The organism is Pseudomonas sp. P9_35, assembly GCF_034008205.1.
GTDB classification, from domain to species: Bacteria; Pseudomonadota; Gammaproteobacteria; order Pseudomonadales; family Pseudomonadaceae; genus Aquipseudomonas; species Aquipseudomonas kilonensis.
The window spans coordinates 4,703,533-4,718,787 of sequence record NZ_CP125373.1 but is presented as its reverse complement, the minus strand read 5'-3'; the positions used below and the strand labels follow the sequence as shown (position 1 = coordinate 4,718,787).

Annotated in this window: 18 protein-coding genes; 17 read left to right on the top strand and 1 reads right to left on the bottom strand. The window is 60.4% G+C overall.

From position 1 onward, the window contains the following. Positions 1-2: 2 nt before the first annotated feature. On the bottom strand, positions 3-581 hold the full coding sequence (locus QMK47_RS20745) for a Maf family protein (protein ID WP_258689024.1): 579 nt from the start codon (positions 579-581) through the stop codon (positions 3-5). A 105-nt stretch (positions 582-686) separates the two neighbouring features. Here QMK47_RS20745 and QMK47_RS20740 point away from each other — a divergent pair, with 105 nt between their 5' ends. From QMK47_RS20740 to QMK47_RS20660, 17 genes are all read left to right on the top strand, one after another. Beyond that, entirely contained in the window at positions 687-1,214 is a 528-nt protein-coding gene (locus QMK47_RS20740; protein WP_014339505.1) for a YceD family protein, read from the top strand. A gap of 13 nt (positions 1,215-1,227) precedes the next feature. Continuing rightward, the gene (gene rpmF / locus QMK47_RS20735) at positions 1,228-1,410 is read left to right on the top strand and encodes a 50S ribosomal protein L32 (RefSeq protein ID WP_003179396.1); all 183 of its coding nucleotides are present in this window, start codon (positions 1,228-1,230) and stop codon (positions 1,408-1,410) included. Between the two features lie 4 nt (positions 1,411-1,414). After that, positions 1,415-2,425, top strand: coding sequence for a phosphate acyltransferase PlsX (gene plsX, locus QMK47_RS20730; RefSeq protein WP_214509718.1), 1,011 nt, complete (start codon positions 1,415-1,417; stop codon positions 2,423-2,425). 123 nt (positions 2,426-2,548) lie between these two features. Further along, the gene (fabD, locus tag QMK47_RS20725; protein WP_214509719.1) at positions 2,549-3,487 is read left to right on the top strand and encodes an ACP S-malonyltransferase; all 939 of its coding nucleotides are present in this window, start codon (positions 2,549-2,551) and stop codon (positions 3,485-3,487) included. 15 nt (positions 3,488-3,502) lie between these two features. Beyond that, a complete protein-coding gene (gene fabG / locus QMK47_RS20720) occupies positions 3,503-4,246 on the top strand; it encodes a 3-oxoacyl-ACP reductase FabG (protein WP_018613558.1) in 744 nt (247 codons plus the stop codon). A 191-nt stretch (positions 4,247-4,437) separates the two neighbouring features. Continuing rightward, positions 4,438-4,674 (top strand): acyl carrier protein, encoded by a 237-nt coding sequence (gene acpP / locus QMK47_RS20715; RefSeq protein ID WP_003175607.1) that lies wholly within the window; start codon positions 4,438-4,440, stop codon positions 4,672-4,674. Between the two features lie 108 nt (positions 4,675-4,782). After that, positions 4,783-6,027 carry a beta-ketoacyl-ACP synthase II gene (gene fabF / locus QMK47_RS20710; protein ID WP_018613569.1) on the top strand — a complete coding sequence of 415 codons (1,245 nt, stop codon included), beginning with the start codon at positions 4,783-4,785 and terminating at the stop codon, positions 6,025-6,027. Continuing rightward, a complete protein-coding gene (pabC, locus tag QMK47_RS20705) occupies positions 6,027-6,842 on the top strand; it encodes an aminodeoxychorismate lyase (RefSeq protein ID WP_320389261.1) in 816 nt (271 codons plus the stop codon). Before fabF ends, pabC begins: the two co-directional genes overlap by 1 nt. A gap of 3 nt (positions 6,843-6,845) precedes the next feature. Further along, on the top strand, positions 6,846-8,006 hold the full coding sequence (mltG, locus tag QMK47_RS20700; protein WP_320389260.1) for an endolytic transglycosylase MltG: 1,161 nt from the start codon (positions 6,846-6,848) through the stop codon (positions 8,004-8,006). Positions 8,007-8,025: 19 nt separating this feature from the next. After that, positions 8,026-8,658 carry a dTMP kinase gene (gene tmk, locus QMK47_RS20695; RefSeq protein WP_253476830.1) on the top strand — a complete coding sequence of 211 codons (633 nt, stop codon included), beginning with the start codon at positions 8,026-8,028 and terminating at the stop codon, positions 8,656-8,658. Next, positions 8,651-9,637, top strand: a complete 987-nt coding sequence (locus tag QMK47_RS20690; RefSeq protein WP_253476829.1) for a DNA polymerase III subunit delta' — start codon at positions 8,651-8,653, stop codon at positions 9,635-9,637. Before tmk ends, QMK47_RS20690 begins: the two co-directional genes overlap by 8 nt. Before the next feature lie 42 nt (positions 9,638-9,679). Further along, on the top strand, positions 9,680-10,036 hold the full coding sequence (locus tag QMK47_RS20685) for a PilZ domain-containing protein (protein WP_253476826.1): 357 nt from the start codon (positions 9,680-9,682) through the stop codon (positions 10,034-10,036). An 11-nt stretch (positions 10,037-10,047) separates the two neighbouring features. Next, positions 10,048-10,842: a TatD family hydrolase gene (locus QMK47_RS20680; protein WP_320389259.1), complete on the top strand. Its 795-nt coding sequence runs from the start codon at positions 10,048-10,050 to the stop codon at positions 10,840-10,842. 384 nt (positions 10,843-11,226) lie between these two features. Then, entirely contained in the window at positions 11,227-11,865 is a 639-nt protein-coding gene (locus QMK47_RS20675) for a TetR/AcrR family transcriptional regulator (protein ID WP_003204240.1), read from the top strand. A 153-nt stretch (positions 11,866-12,018) separates the two neighbouring features. Beyond that, entirely contained in the window at positions 12,019-12,987 is a 969-nt protein-coding gene (locus tag QMK47_RS20670; RefSeq protein ID WP_058544656.1) for a GTP 3',8-cyclase MoaA, read from the top strand. A gap of 274 nt (positions 12,988-13,261) precedes the next feature. Continuing rightward, on the top strand, positions 13,262-13,867 hold the full coding sequence (locus QMK47_RS20665) for a DUF4823 domain-containing protein (RefSeq protein ID WP_063324923.1): 606 nt from the start codon (positions 13,262-13,264) through the stop codon (positions 13,865-13,867). A gap of 16 nt (positions 13,868-13,883) precedes the next feature. Continuing rightward, entirely contained in the window at positions 13,884-14,444 is a 561-nt protein-coding gene (locus tag QMK47_RS20660) for a DUF1285 domain-containing protein (protein WP_258689016.1), read from the top strand. Positions 14,445-15,255 lie beyond the last annotated feature (811 nt).

Below are 15,255 nucleotides of genomic sequence, written 5' to 3'. Positions count from 1 at the left end.
GGTCAGGGAATCTGCACGCCCTCGGCCAGCAACATATCCACAAGACGAATCAGCGGCAGGCCGATCAGGCTGGTGGCGTCTGGCCCTTCGGTGCTCTGGAACAGGCTCACGCCAAGTCCTTCGGCCTTGAAGCTGCCGGCGCAGTCGTAAGGCTGCTCGGCCCGCAGGTAGCGTTCGACGCGCTCTGGGTCCAGGGTGCGCATGGTGACGGTAAACGGAATGCAGTCGACCTGGCAGGCGCCGGTCTGGCTGTTGAGCAGTGCCAGGCCGGTCAGGAACGTGACCTTGGTACCGCTGGCAGCCAGCAGTTGCTCGCGAGCGTTCTCGAAGGTGTGAGGCTTGCCCAGGATGCGTTCGCCGAGCACGGCGACCTGGTCTGAACCGATGATCAGGTGTGCCGGGTGGCTGTCGGCCAGTGCCAGGGCTTTTTCCCGGGCCAGGCGCTTGACCAGTTCAAGGGCGAGCTCGCCGGGGCGATGGCTTTCGTCGATGTCGGGTGAGCAGCAGACGAACGGCAGTCCCAGGCGGGCAAGCAATTCCCGGCGATAGACCGAGCTTGAGGCAAGTAATAAAGGCAGCATGGGTGGCTCCAAAAGGCAGGGGCGAATTCTAGCGAGGCGCGCAAGTGACGGACAGGGCTGAATTTCCTTTGACATGGCCGGGGGCATCCCTATAATGCTGCGCCTATGTTGAATGACCCGATTCCACCTCACGTTGACCCGCGCAAATTGGCTGACCGTGGCACCACCCTTCAAGGTGAACTGCTGCTGGCCGATTTGAAGAGACTCTGCGACCCGCTTTCCGACAATGTCGGTACGGTCCAGGCCAAATTCGTTTTTGAACGAGATGAACGTAAATCTGTGGTAATCCACAGCTTTATCGACACTGAAGTCAAAATGGTTTGCCAGCGTTGTCTTGAGCTGGTCACCCTGCCGATCCACAGCGAATGCAGTTACGCCGTGGTGAAGGAGGGTGCGAATACCCAGTCGTTGCCGAAAGGTTATGACGTGCTGGAACTGGGCGAAGATCCATTGGATCTGCAGTCACTGATCGAGGAGGAGCTTCTGCTCGCCTTGCCCATTGTGCCTGCTCATCATCCGGAAGAATGCCAGCAGCCGGCGGGAGCAGATGAGCCCGAACCGAGCGAGGACGAGGTAACGCGGTCCAACCCGTTCAGTGTATTGGCGCAGTTAAAGCGTGACCCAAACGTTTAGGAGTTAATCAATTATGGCTGTTCAGCAGAACAAAAAATCCCGCTCTGCCCGTGACATGCGCCGTTCGCACGACGCTCTCGAGGCTAGCACCCTGTCCGTAGAAAAAACCACTGGTGAAGTTCACCTGCGTCACCACGTATCGCCAGAAGGCGTATACCGTGGCCGTAAAGTGATCGACAAGGGCGCTGACGAGTAATCACTTGTCCGCTCAAGTCATCGCGATTGACGCAATGGGCGGGGACTTCGGTCCCCGCAGCATTGTTCAGGCCAGCCTTGCTTGTCTGAATGCTACGCCCTCGCTGCACCTGACCCTCGTCGGTCAACCCTCCCTCCTGGAAGAAATGCTCAGCGGCCAATCGGCTGTCGATCGCGCGCGCCTGACGATTGCTCCGGCGTCCGAAATCATCACCATGGACGAAAAGCCGGCCCAGGCCCTGCGCGGCAAACCTGACGCCTCGATGCGGGTAGCCCTTGAGCTGCTGCGCGATGGCAAGGTCCAGGCATGCGTCAGCGCTGGCAATACCGGTGCGCTGATGGCGCTGTCGCGCTACGTACTCAAGACCTTGCCGGGTATCGACCGGCCCGCGATGGTGGCGGCGATCCCGACCCAGCGTGGGTTTTGTCAGTTGCTCGACCTGGGGGCCAACGTCGATTGCAGTGCCGAGCATTTGCTGCAATTTGCGGTGATGGGCTCGGTCGCGGCGGAAACCCTGGGCATCGTGCGTCCTCGTGTGGCGTTGTTGAACATCGGCACCGAAGACATCAAGGGCAACCAGCAGGTCAAGCTGGCGGCCACGCTGCTGCAGGGCGCGCGCGGCATCAACTACATCGGCTTCGTCGAAGGCGATGGCTTGTACCGTGGCGAGGCCGATGTGGTGGTGTGCGATGGCTTCGTTGGCAATATCCTGCTCAAGTCCAGCGAAGGCCTGGCGACCATGATCGGCCAGCGCATCGAGGCCTTGTTCAAGCAAAGCTTCGCCTCGCGGGCAGTCGGCGCACTGGCGCTGCCATTGATGCGTCGGTTGCAGGCCGACCTGGCGCCGGCGCGGCACAACGGTGCGAGTTTCCTCGGGTTGCAGGGGATCGTGATCAAGAGCCACGGTTCGGCGGGCGTGCAGGGTTTCCAGAGCGCGATCAACCGGGCGGTGATCGAGATCCAGGAAAACCTGCCGGAGCGCCTGCACGGTCGCCTCGAGGATTTGTTAACTTAGGCGTTTTCGTCCGACAATGCTTAAATGTGACCGGTCGGTTCAAGCCGCCATCCAACTTTCAGTTTGCTAACGCCCCCAGGGGCGTCAATTTTTGACGACAAGATCATTAGGGGCTTTGTTTTCATGTCTGCTTCCCTCGCATTCGTCTTTCCAGGACAGGGCTCGCAGTCCCTCGGCATGCTGGCCGAGCTGGGCGCGCAATACCCGCTGATCCTCGAAACATTCAAAGAAGCTTCCGCTGCGCTCGGCTATGACCTCTGGGCACTGACCCAGCAAGGGCCGGAAGAGCGCCTCAATCAAACCGATAAAACCCAACCAGCCATCCTGACCGCCTCGATCGCATTGTGGCGCCTGTGGCTGGCTGAAGGCGGCGCGCGTCCGGCATTCGTCGCCGGTCACAGCCTGGGCGAATACAGCGCCCTTGTAGCCGCTGGCAGCCTGAGCCTGGGCGACGCCGTGAAACTGGTGGAGCGTCGTGGCCAGTTGATGCAGGAAGCGGTTCCGGCCGGGCAGGGCGGCATGGCCGCGATCCTCGGCCTGGAAGACGCCGATGTGCTGGCCGCCTGTGCCGAAGCGGCGCAAGGCGATGTGGTCAGTGCGGTGAACTTCAACTCCCCGGGCCAAGTGGTCATTGCCGGCGCCAAGGCTGCTGTCGAGCGCGCCATCGAGGGCTGCAAGGCCCGTGGTGCCAAGCGCGCCATGCCACTGCCGGTTAGCGTGCCGTCGCACTGCGAGCTGATGCGTCCGGCTGCCGAGCGCTTTGCCGAATCCATTGCCGCCATCGACTGGAAGGCCCCGCAGATCCCTGTGGTGCAGAACGTCAGCGCCAACGTGGCGCCGGATCTCGAGACCCTCAAGCGTGATCTGCTGGAGCAACTCTACAAGCCGGTTCGCTGGGTCGAATCGGTGCAGGCCCTGGCGGCCAAGGGCGCGACCGAGCTGGTCGAATGCGGCCCTGGCAAAGTGCTGGCAGGCCTGAACAAACGCTGCGCCGAAGGCGTGTCGACTTCCAACCTCAACACCCCAGACGCCTTCGCTGCCGCCCGTGCAGCGCAGGCCTGAACAGGAGAAGCTTGCATGAGTCTGCAAGGTAAAGTTGCACTGGTGACCGGTGCAAGCCGTGGCATCGGCCAGGCCATCGCCCTGGAACTGGGTCGTCAAGGCGCCATCGTTATCGGCACCGCGACTTCCGCTTCGGGCGCCGAGCGTATCGCTGCGACCCTGAAGGAAAACGGCATTCAAGGCACCGGCCTTGAGCTGAACGTCACCAGCGACGAATCCGTTGCGGCGGTGCTGGCAAGCATTCAGGAGCAGTTCGGTGCGCCGGCGATCCTGGTCAATAATGCCGGTATCACCCGCGATAACCTGATGATGCGCATGAAAGATGACGAATGGTTCGATGTCGTCGACACCAACCTGAACAGTCTGTACCGGCTGTCCAAGGGCGTTTTGCGTGGCATGACCAAGGCTCGCTGGGGTCGAATTATCAGTATCGGTTCGGTTGTGGGTGCCATGGGCAACGCAGGCCAAGTAAACTATGCTGCGGCGAAGGCCGGTCTGGAAGGTTTCAGCCGTGCGCTGGCGCGTGAAGTGGGTTCGCGCTCGATTACGGTAAACTCGGTTGCACCGGGTTTCATCGACACCGACATGACCCGTGAACTGCCAGAAGCACAGCGTGAAGCCTTGTTGACGCAGATTCCCCTGGGTCGTCTGGGGCAAGCTCAAGAAATCGCGTCCGTGGTCGCTTTTCTTGCGTCGGACGGTGCGGCATACGTGACCGGGGCTACAATCCCGGTAAACGGCGGGATGTACATGAGTTAAATGTGACGGATTGCTTCAAAAAAATGTCATACGAGCTGTCTAAAATCCGTTATAAAGCTGCAATCAATTTATAGACGGCGGGCCGCAGGGTTTGAGGAGTGAAGCTTTCGGTTGAAAAACCGAAAAGTTCTTCTATACACTTACCCACCGGCCAGCTGCCTGAATTTGTCCATTAGGAGTGAAAACAAGGTATGAGCACCATCGAAGAGCGCGTCAAGAAAATCGTTGCCGAGCAACTGGGCGTTAAAGAAGAAGAAGTTGTGAACACCGCTTCCTTCGTTGAAGACCTGGGTGCCGACTCCCTTGACACTGTTGAGCTGGTGATGGCTCTGGAAGAGGAATTCGAGACCGAGATTCCTGACGAAGAAGCTGAGAAGATCACTACTGTACAAGCTGCTATCGACTACGTTACCAGCCACCAGGCGTAATCGTTTTTAGTCGTCGCTAGCTGTCATGGAAAAACCGCACTGCCATCACGGCGTGCGGTTTTTTCTTTAGGCCTGATGCAAAGTCGTCATTAGAAAAAGGAGAGTGCTGTGTCGCGTAGACGCGTCGTAGTCACCGGTATGGGTATGTTGTCGCCACTGGGCACGGATGTGCCGAGCAGTTGGCAGGGCATTCTGGCTGGCCGCAGTGGCATTGGTCTGATCGAACACACCGACCTTTCTGCCTATTCCACCCGTTTTGGCGGCTCGGTAAAGGGCTTCAATGTCGAGGAATACCTGTCGGTCAAGGAAGCTCGCAAGCTTGACCTGTTCATTCAATACGGCTTGGCAGCCGGTTTCCAGGCAGTGCGCAACGCCGGGCTGGAAGTCACCGACGCCAACCGTGAACGCATCGGCGTGGCCATGGGTTCGGGTATTGGCGGCTTGACCAATATCGAAGAAACCAGCCGCACGCTGCACGAATCGGGGCCGCGACGGATTTCTCCGTTCTTCGTGCCGGGCTCGATCATCAACATGATTTCCGGTTTCCTGTCCATCCACCTGGGTGCCCAGGGACCTAACTACGCCATTGCCACGGCGTGCACCACCGGTACCCACTGTATCGGCATGGCCGCGCGCAACATCATGTACGACGAAGCCGACGTGATGATTGCCGGTGGCGCCGAGATGGCGGCTTGCGGCCTGGGCATGGGTGGCTTTGGTGCTTCCCGTGCGCTGTCGACCCGCAACGACGAGCCCGCCCGCGCGAGCCGGCCGTGGGACAAGGGTCGCGATGGCTTCGTGCTGTCCGACGGTGCCGGTGCGCTGGTGCTCGAGGAGCTGGAGCACGCCAAGGCGCGCGGCGCGACCATCTACGCCGAGCTGATCGGTTTTGGCACCAGTGGCGATGCGTACCACATGACGTCGCCACCGGCCGATGGCGCCGGTGCTGCCCGTTGCATCGCCAACGCCTTGCGTGATGCGAAACTCAACGGCGAGCAGGTGCAGTACATCAACGCCCACGGCACTTCGACCCCGGCCGGCGACCTGGCCGAAGCCCAGGCGATCAAGACCGTGTTCGGCGAACACGCCTACAAGCTGGCGGTCAGCTCGACCAAGTCCATGACCGGTCACCTGCTGGGTGCGGCTGGGGCGGTGGAAGCGATCTTCAGCGTCCTGGCGATCAACAGCCAGACAGCGCCGCCGACCATCAACCTCGATGAGCCGGACGAAGGCTGCGACCTGGACTTCGTGCCGCACACTGCCCGTAGCATGGACATCGATGTGGTGCTGTCCAACTCCTTCGGCTTTGGCGGGACCAACGGTTCGCTGGTGTTCCGCCGGTTCGCCGGTTGATGGAAAGCTGGGTCGACGGTCAGCCGGCCGACGTCCTGTCGCTGAAAGATCGCGGCCTGGCTTACGGCGATGGGTTGTTCGAGACCCTCGCCGTGCACGATGGCGCGCCAGTGTTGCTGGAGCGTCACCTGCAACGCCTGGAAACCGGTTGCCAGCGGTTGGCGCTCAACGTCGACATGAGCGCGTTGAGCACCGAGTTGAATGCCTATGCCCGCTGCCTGGGCGCCGGCGTGCTGAAGCTGATCGTGACCCGTGGTGACAGTCTGCGCGGTTATGCCGCAGATCCCTCGACCCCGGCCCGACGCATCTTGCAAGGGAGCCCACCCGCCGCTTATCCCGCCGCCCATGCCGAACAAGGCGTTCTGCTGTTTCCCTGCAGCGTGCGGTTGTCCGAGCAGCCCTTGCTCGCCGGCCTCAAGCACCTCAATCGCCTGGAACAAGTGCTGGCCCGTGCCGAATGGAACGATGGGCAGTACGCCGAAGGCTTGATGCTGGATACGTCCGGACGGGTGATCGAAGGTGTGTTCAGCAACCTGTTCCTGGTGCGCGATGGCGTGTTGTTCACGGCGGACCTGAGCCGTTGCGGCGTGGCCGGCGTGATGCGTGCAGAATTATTGTTTCAAGCCAAGTCCCTGGGCATCGCCACGCAAATCACGGACATCAGTCTCGAACAGCTGCACCAGGCTGATGAAGTCTTCGTCTGCAACAGCGTTTATGGCGTGTGGCCGGTACGCGGATGCAGTTCGGCGCGCTGGTCGGTTGGCCCGCTCACCCGTAAACTGCAAACCCTTGCCCGTGCGCTATTGGATGTTTGATTCGTGAGACGTAAATTCTTGCTGCTGCTGGAGACCGGACTGGTTCTGGCAGGGCTGTTGTTGGGCGCTTCGGCCTGGAAGATTCATTCGGCGCTGCAACAGCCGCTGAACATCACCCAGGAAGAATTGCTGGACGTGCCCAACGGGACCACCCCGACCGGAACCCTCAAGCGCCTCGAAGCCGATGGCCTGATCAAGGACGCCTTCTGGCTGCGGATCTATTGGCGCTTCAATCTTGCCGACCAGCCACTGCATTCCGGTGAATATCGGATGGTGCCGGGCATGACCATGGAGGGCCTGATCGGCGTCTGGAAACGCGGCGAAGTGGTGCAGTACAGCGTGACGCTGGTGGAGGGCTGGAATTTCCGTCAGGTGCGCGCCGCGCTGACCAAGGATGAAAAGCTCCAGCAGACCCTCACCGGCTTGAGCGACGCCCAGGTCATGGACCGTCTTGGTCACTCCGGGATATTTCCCGAAGGCCGGTTTTTCCCCGACACCTATCGCTTCGTGCGCGGCACCTCGGATGTCGACCTGCTGCAAAAAGCCTACGACCGCTTGGAAGACGTGCTCGCCAAGGAGTGGGCACTGCGTGCCGCCGATGTGCCTTACACCCAGCCGTATCAAGCGCTGATCATGGCGTCGTTGGTGGAGAAGGAAACCGGCGTACCCCAGGAACGCGGGCAGATTGCCGGCGTCTTTGTTCGGCGCATGCGCCTGGGCATGCTGCTGCAGACCGATCCCACGGTGATCTATGGCCTGGGCGAGCGCTACACCGGCAAACTCACCCGCGCCCATCTGAAAGAAGAAAACCCCTATAACACCTACCTGATCCCGGGCTTGCCGCCGACGCCGATTGCGATGGTGGGGCGCGAAGCGATTCATGCGGCATTGAACCCGGCGTCGGGCAATAGCCTTTACTTCGTCGCGCGCGGTGATGGTAGCCACGTGTTTTCCGATGACCTGGAGTCGCACAACAACGCGGTGCGCGAATTCCAACTCAAGCGCCGTGCCGATTACCGCTCCAGTCCGGCCCCGGCAACACCGGACGAGCAGGCACCCATTCCCGCGGCATCACCCGACACGGCGCCGGAAGCCGTGCCCCAGGTGCCGCCCCAAGTGCCTGCTCCCGAACCGGATGCCAGCGAGCCGCCGAGCCCGCAATGACTTTGATTAAGGATCGCCTGTGACTGGCTTGTTTATAACGCTGGAAGGCCCGGAAGGCGCCGGCAAGAGCACTAACCGCGAATACCTGGCCGAACGCCTGCGGGCTGCCGGCATCGAGGTGGTGTTGACCCGCGAGCCGGGCGGTACGCCGCTGGCCGAGCGAATTCGCGAGGTGCTGCTGGCACCCATTGAAGAGGTCATGAACCCCGACACCGAGCTGTTGCTGGTGTTCGCGGCCAGGGCACAGCATCTGGCCGAGGTGATTCGCCCGGCGCTGGCCCGTGGCGCCGTTGTGCTCTGCGATCGCTTTACCGATTCGACCTATGCCTACCAGGGCGGCGGCCGGGGCTTGTCCGTGGAGCGCATCGCCGCGTTGGAAACCTTCGTCCAGGGTGACCTGCGACCAGACCTGACCCTGGTGTTCGACCTGCCGGTGGAAATCGGCCTGGCCCGCGCCAGTGCCCGTGGTCGCCTGGATCGTTTCGAGCTTGAGGGCCAGGCTTTCTTCAATGCCGTGCGCAGTGCCTTCCTGAGTCGCGCCAAGGCCGATCCGGCACGTTACCTGCTGATCGATGCCGCGCAACCGCTGACCCAGGTCCAGCAGTCCCTGGACGGCTTGCTGCCGCGTTTGCTGGAGCGTGTCCGTGGCTGAAGCCTATCCCTGGCAAGACAGCCTCTGGCAGCAACTGGCCGGTCGTGCCCAGCATGCCCATGCCTATCTGTTGCACGGCCCGGCCGGCATCGGCAAGCGGGCACTGGCCGAGCGCCTGATGGCCAGCCTACTGTGCCAGCGCCCGGGTGTCTCGAATGCCTGCGGCGAGTGCAAGTCCTGCCTGCTGCTCAAGGCGGGCAGCCATCCCGATAATTACGTGCTGGAACCGGAAGAAGCGGACAAGGCGATCAAGGTCGACCAGGTTCGGGACTTGGTCAGCTTCGTGGTCCAGACCTCGCAGATGGGCGGGCGCAAGGTGGTGCTGATCGAACCCGTCGAATCGATGAACATCAACGCTGCCAACGCCTTGCTCAAAAGTCTCGAAGAACCTTCTGGCGACACCGTGCTGTTGCTGGTCAGCCACCAGCCGAGTCGCTTGCTGCCGACCATCAAGAGTCGCTGCGTGCAACAGGCCTGCCCGCTGCCGAGCGAGGCGATGAGCTTGCAGTGGCTGGCCCAGGCCTTGCCCGACAGCAGCGACGAAGAGCGTGTCGAGCTGCTGACCCTGGCGGCCGGCTCGCCCCTGGCGGCTGTCAGCCTTCAGGCCCAGGGCGTGCGGGAGCAGCGAGCTTTGGTGGTGGACGGGGTCAAGAAACTGCTCAAGCAGCAGCAATCCCCCACGCAACTGGCCGAGGGTTGGAACGCGATCCCGTTGCTCTTGCTGTTTGACTGGTTCTGCGACTGGTCGAGCCTGATCCTGCGTTACCAATTGACCGAGGACGAGACAGGCTTGGGGTTGGCGGACATGCGCAAGGTGATCCAGTACCTGGCGCAAAAAAGCAGCCAGGATAAAATCTTGAACATTCAGGACTGGATTCTTGCCCAACGTCAGAAGGTGCTGGGCAAAGCGAACCTCAACCGGGTGCTGTTGCTCGAGGCGCTGTTGGTGCAGTGGGCGAGTTTGCCTGGTCGAAACTGACAGGTACCGCCTAAACTCAGCTCAATCGCAGCGGAGATCAGCATGAACGAACCTGTCAGTCCCGGGCCACGCAACGGCATCCTGTCCCTGACCATCAAGGACAAGTCGGTGCTCTACGCCGCCTACATGCCCTTCATCAAGAACGGCGGCCTGTTCATTCCGACCAACAAGAATTATCGCTTGGGTGATGAAGTGTTCATGCTCTTGAGCCTGATGGATGAGTCGGAAAAGATCCCGGTCGCCGGCAAGGTGATCTGGATAACCCCCAAAGGCGCCCAGGGCAACAGGGCCGCCGGCGTCGGCGTGCAATTCAGCGACGGCGACAATTCCGCCCGCAATCAGATCGAAACCCACTTGGCCGGCTCCCTGAAGTCCGACCGTTCCACTCATACGATGTAGCCCGGCCTTTTATGCTTGTAGATTCCCATTGTCACCTTGACCGTCTCGACCTCGCTGCCCATGGCGGCTCCCTGGATGCTGCGTTGGACGCGGCTCGTGAGCGGGGTGTCGGTCATTTCCTGTGTATCGGCGTCACCGTCGACAACGCCGCCGACGTCAAGGCCCTGGCCGAACGTTATGCCGATGTCGATTGCTCGGTCGGTGTCCACCCGCTGGATGTCCAGCCCGATGCCGCGCCGGCGCTCGATTGGCTGTTGCGTGAGCTGGACCATCCACGGGTAGTCGCCATCGGCGAAACCGGCCTGGACTATCACTACGAACCGGAAGCTGCCGACGTGCAGCAGGCGTCATTCCGACTGCACCTGGAGGCCGCCCGGCAAACCGGCAAGCCGGTGATCATCCACACCCGTGGCGCCCGGGCCGACACCCTGGCCTTGCTGCGTGACGCCGCGCTGCCCCAGGCCGGGGTGCTGCATTGCTTCACCGAAGACTGGGACATGGCCAAGGCCGCCCTGGACATGGGCTATTACATTTCCTTGTCCGGGATTGTCACGTTCCGCAATGCCGATGCATTACGCGACGTAGCCAGCAAGGTGCCGGCTGATCGGCTGTTGGTGGAGACCGACTCGCCTTACCTGGCGCCCATTCCCTATCGTGGCAAGCCGAACCTTCCGCAATACGTACGGGAAGTGGCAGAGTTCCTGGCGATGCTGCGCGGTGAGTCCTACGAACGGTTTGCCGAGCAGACGACGGAAAATTTTAAGCAATTGTTTCCACTGGCTCACGTGCGTGCGGCGCAAGCCTGAATTCCATGCAAAAAAAACCCGGGTTCTGGGGGGTGAATCCGGGTTAAGACCATTAGGAGTAAAACAAAGGTACGCGGTCCGTTGGTACCTTCATCAGCGCGTCACTTGGGGGAGATGTCGCGCTGACAGTTCAAGTATTGATCAGTATGCCAACCCGTCCAGTCTGGCCGGGGCGGTTTTTAAACAAATTTGGAATACGCTCGCTTCGGATAAGTTCTCACTGTCGCCAAAGCTCGCAGGCGCGGCGCATTGGCGTGGGAAACGGCGAGCCGGGTGTGTACGGTTTTGTGAAGAACAGTGGCCGAGAACGGATGATCCGTGCATTTTTGCGTAAGTTAGGCATAATACCCGGCTTCGAATTTTGACCCTTCAGACCTTTTTCTTATGCACAAAGAACCCCGTAAGGTCCGTGAGTTTCGCCGCCGCGAGCAGGAAATTCTCGACACCGCGCTCAAGTTGTTCCTCGACCAGGGTGAAGACAGTGTCACCGTCGAGATGATTGCGGATGCCGTGGGTATCGGCAAAGGCACGATTTATAAACATTTCAAATCCAAGGCGGAGATCTACCTGCGCCTGATGCTCGACTACGAGCGCGATTTGAACGAGCTGCTGCACTCGGCCGATGTGGACAAGGACAAGGAGGCCCTGTCCCGGGCCTACTTCGAGTTCCGCATGCGCGACCCGCAGCGCTACCGCTTGTTCGATCGCCTGGAAGAGAAGGTGGTCAAGGGCAACCAGGTGCCGGAGATGGTCGAGGAGCTGCACAAGATCCGCGCCTCGAACTTCGAACGTCTGACCCTGCTGATCAAGGGCCGGATCAGCGAAGGCAAGCTCGAAGACGTGCCGCCTTATTTCCATTACTGCGCTGCCTGGGCGCTGGTGCACGGCGCTGTGGCGCTGTATCACTCGCCGTTCTGGAGCAACGTGCTGGAAGACCAGGAAGGTTTCTTCCAGTTCCTGATGGACATCGGCGTGCGCATGGGCAACAAGCGCAAGCGCGATACTGACGTCCCGAGCAGCTAAGGCCGCACAGGCCAAGACATTCAGCTGTCTTATTGCGCCATGTCCGCTTACATGGCGCAGTGTCCCAGTAATATACTCGGGCTTGGGTCTTGCGAAATCTTGATTTCTAGGTCAATTTTCGTGAGTCCGTTTTTTCTCGTGCCGGAGTGATCCATGATCGTTGACCGTCAAGGCAGGCGTTTCCGTAATCTGCGGATAAGCCTGACCTCAGCCTGCAATTACGCCTGTACCTATTGCGTGCCTGACGGCAAGCGGTTGGTGGCTGCGCAGGATGAGCTGTCAGCCGAGGCCATGGCGCGTGGCGTGGCCTATTTGATCGAGGCCGCCGGCATCGAGCGGCTGCGCATCACTGGCGGCGAACCGTTGGTCAGCCCCAAGCTCGAACGTTTCATGATGGCGGTGGGGCAGATGGGCCTGGAGGACATCAGCCTGACGACCAATGGCCAGTTGCTGGCGAAAAAACTGCCCTTGCTGGTAGACGCCGGTATCCGTCGCATCAACGTTTCCCTCGACACCCTGGACCCTGCCGCGTTTCGCAGTATCGCCCGTGGCGGCGACCTGGCGACTGTGCTTGATGGTATGGAGCAGGCCCGGGCCACCGGGATGAAGATCAAGGTCAACATGGTGCCGTTGCGCGGGCAGAATCTGGACCAGGTGATGCCTTTGCTCGAATACTGCCTGGAACGTGGCTATGAGTTGCGTTTCATCGAGTTGATGCGCATGGGACACCTGGCCAGCGACTCCAACGCCTTCCTGCAACAATTCGTCAGCCTCCAGCAACTGCTCAGCCTGATCGGCGATCAGTACGAATACCTGCAAGCCGATGCGCCGGTAGATGCTACCGCGGTGCGCTATGAGATACCGGGGCTGGGGCACTTTGGCGTGATCGCCAACGAAAGCGTGCCTTTCTGCCGTACCTGCTCACGGTTGCGGTTGTCTTCCACGGGTTGGCTGCATGGCTGCCTGTCGTCGAGTAACCGTCACTTCGTCGGCGATCTGCTGGACAAGCCCCGCCACCAGGCCTTGCCGGCGCTTCAGCGCTTGTTGGTCAAGGCGTTGGGGGACAAGCAGGAAGTGGCATTCTCCGGCGGGGCGACCATCATGAAAATCATCGGCGGCTGACCGACTCGACCAGGTGCACTCTGCTGTAGGAGCTGTAGGAGCTGTAGGAGCTGTAGGAGCTGTAGGAGCTGTAGGAGCTGTCGAGTGCAACGAGGCTGCGATCTTTACCCAAACCATTGAGTCGTGAGTGAACGCCCAGTAGATCAAGATCAAAAGATCGCAGCCTTCGGCAGCTCCTACGGGTTACTGCGCACCTTCATCCTGCAAGCTGGCGCAAAAGCTGCATCCCACGACCATTCGCCGGTTTTCCGACACCGGTTCTTTGGAGGGTAGGATGCGTAGCCTGGTTTTGCTGCTGGCCATTTTGGCGCTTGGTGGCTGCATGAATGTCAGCGACATGGGAGAGGGCGTTCGTTATCACATGAGCGACGCCGGCCTGCTGGACCATAGCGACAGCCGTCGTGTGAACAACCTGCGTATTCAGCCCGACTCGTTCATCTACATCGCCCAGGGCGCTTTCGCTCCGCCAGGCAGCGCTTATCCGCGTCCCAACGTCGTGGCCGAAGAAGCCTTCAATGGCTTCATCGAATATTTCCCCATGGTCCGTCGCGCCCGCGTTCCCGAAGGCCTCGACCAGGCCATGGGCGAGGCCCGTTCCGCCGGCGCCCATTATTTGCTGTACACCCGCTTCGCCAAGGCTGACAACCGCATCGGCAACACTGACGAATGGCAGGATGAAGAAGCCTTGGATCGCTTGGGTGTCGATACCAGCGTGATTCAAATCATGTTGATCGAGACCAGCACCCAGTATTTGATTGATACTGCACGGATCAAGAGTCGTGGCGGTTTACTGACGTTGCACGACAAGCAGCCACAAGACCTCATCGCCACGCCTTTGCGTGAATATGCCCGTAGCCTGCTGGGGATGAGCGACGAATAAATAATCAGGAGTCACCATGAGCGGACCGCAAAAAGCCAATGACTTGCTGGGGCAGATCCCCAAGACCAAAGGCCTGCCGCCGGTCCATTTGTGGAATCCCGACTTCTGCGGCGACATCGACATGCGCATCGCCCGGGACGGCACCTGGTACTACCTGGGTACGCCCATCGGGCGAAAGCCGATGGTCAAGCTGTTCTCCACCATCATCCGCCGCGACGGCGATGATTACTTCCTGATTACCCCTGTGGAAAAAGTCGGCATCAAGGTCGATGACGCGCCGTTCGTGGCCGTGACCCTTGAGGTCGAAGGGCAGGGGGAAGGGCAATTGTTGCGCTTCACCACCAATGTCGAGGAAACCACCGAGGCCGGTGCCGAGCATCCGCTGCGGGTGGTGATCGATCCCCAGACCCAGGAACCTGCGCCCTACGTGCATGTGCGCAGCAATCTCGAAGCGCTGATCCATCGCAATGTCTTCTACCAACTGGTAGAGCTGGCGGTCAGCCGCGAGATCGACGGGCAGCGCTGGTTGGGCGTGTGGAGCAGCGGCGAATTTTTCCCCATAGGCCTGGAACCATAACCCCTGTGGGAGCGAGCCTGCTCGCGATGACGCCGGCACATCCAACATCTCCTTAACTGACCCACCGCTATCGCGAGCAAGCTCGCTCCCACACCAGATGTGTAGCGAACACAAACAATGTGAACGCCCGGAATCTACTGTGGGAGCGAGCTTGCTCGCGATGACGCCGGCACATCCAACCTCTCTCCACTGACCCACCGCTATCGCGAGCAAGCTCGCTCCCACATCAGATGTGAGCGAACACAAACAATGTGAACGCCCGGAATCTACTGTGGGAGCGAGCCTGCTCGCGATGACGCCGGCACATCCAACATCTCCTTAACTGACCCACCGCTATCGCGAGCAAGCTCGCTCCCACATCAGATGTGTAGCGAACACAAACAATGTGAACGCCCGGAATCTACTGTGGGAGCGAGCTTGCTCGCGATGACGCCGGCACATCCAACATCTCCTTAACTGACCCACCGCTATCGCGAGCAAGCTCGCTCCCACATCAGATGTGTAGCGAACACAAACAATGTGAACGCTCGGAATCTACTGTGGGAGCGAGCTTGCTCGCGATGACGCCGGCACATCCAACCTCTTCTCCAGCTGACCTACCGCTATCGCGAGCAAGCTCGCTCCCACACCAGATGTGTGGTGAACACAAACAATGTGAACGCCCGGAATCTACTGTGGGAGCGAGCTTGCTCGCGATGACGCCGGCACATCCAACACCTCCTTAACTGACCCACCGCTATCGCGAGCAAGCTCGCTCCCACAGGGGTATGCAAAATTCAAATTGACACTCAATCGTATGATGATTAGCGTG

What these genes read in the sequence shown, in the direction of transcription:
- QMK47_RS20675 (WP_003204240.1), top strand. Translation starts at nt 11,227, where the DNA reads ATGCACAAAGAACCCCGTAAGGTCCGTGAGTTTCGCCGCCGCGAGCAG.
- QMK47_RS20660 (WP_258689016.1), top strand. Translation starts at nt 13,884, where the DNA reads ATGAGCGGACCGCAAAAAGCCAATGACTTGCTGGGGCAGATCCCCAAG.
- QMK47_RS20740 (WP_014339505.1), top strand. Translation starts at nt 687, where the DNA reads ATGTTGAATGACCCGATTCCACCTCACGTTGACCCGCGCAAATTGGCT.
- QMK47_RS20670 (WP_058544656.1), top strand. Translation starts at nt 12,019, where the DNA reads ATGATCGTTGACCGTCAAGGCAGGCGTTTCCGTAATCTGCGGATAAGC.
- QMK47_RS20680 (WP_320389259.1), top strand. Translation starts at nt 10,048, where the DNA reads ATGCTTGTAGATTCCCATTGTCACCTTGACCGTCTCGACCTCGCTGCC.
- rpmF (WP_003179396.1), top strand. Translation starts at nt 1,228, where the DNA reads ATGGCTGTTCAGCAGAACAAAAAATCCCGCTCTGCCCGTGACATGCGC.
- fabG (WP_018613558.1), top strand. Translation starts at nt 3,503, where the DNA reads ATGAGTCTGCAAGGTAAAGTTGCACTGGTGACCGGTGCAAGCCGTGGC.
- acpP (WP_003175607.1), top strand. Translation starts at nt 4,438, where the DNA reads ATGAGCACCATCGAAGAGCGCGTCAAGAAAATCGTTGCCGAGCAACTG.
- QMK47_RS20685 (WP_253476826.1), top strand. Translation starts at nt 9,680, where the DNA reads ATGAACGAACCTGTCAGTCCCGGGCCACGCAACGGCATCCTGTCCCTG.
- fabD (WP_214509719.1), top strand. Translation starts at nt 2,549, where the DNA reads ATGTCTGCTTCCCTCGCATTCGTCTTTCCAGGACAGGGCTCGCAGTCC.
- QMK47_RS20745 (WP_258689024.1), bottom strand. Translation starts at nt 581, where the DNA reads ATGCTGCCTTTATTACTTGCCTCAAGCTCGGTCTATCGCCGGGAATTG.
- QMK47_RS20665 (WP_063324923.1), top strand. Translation starts at nt 13,262, where the DNA reads ATGCGTAGCCTGGTTTTGCTGCTGGCCATTTTGGCGCTTGGTGGCTGC.
- pabC (WP_320389261.1), top strand. Translation starts at nt 6,027, where the DNA reads ATGGAAAGCTGGGTCGACGGTCAGCCGGCCGACGTCCTGTCGCTGAAA.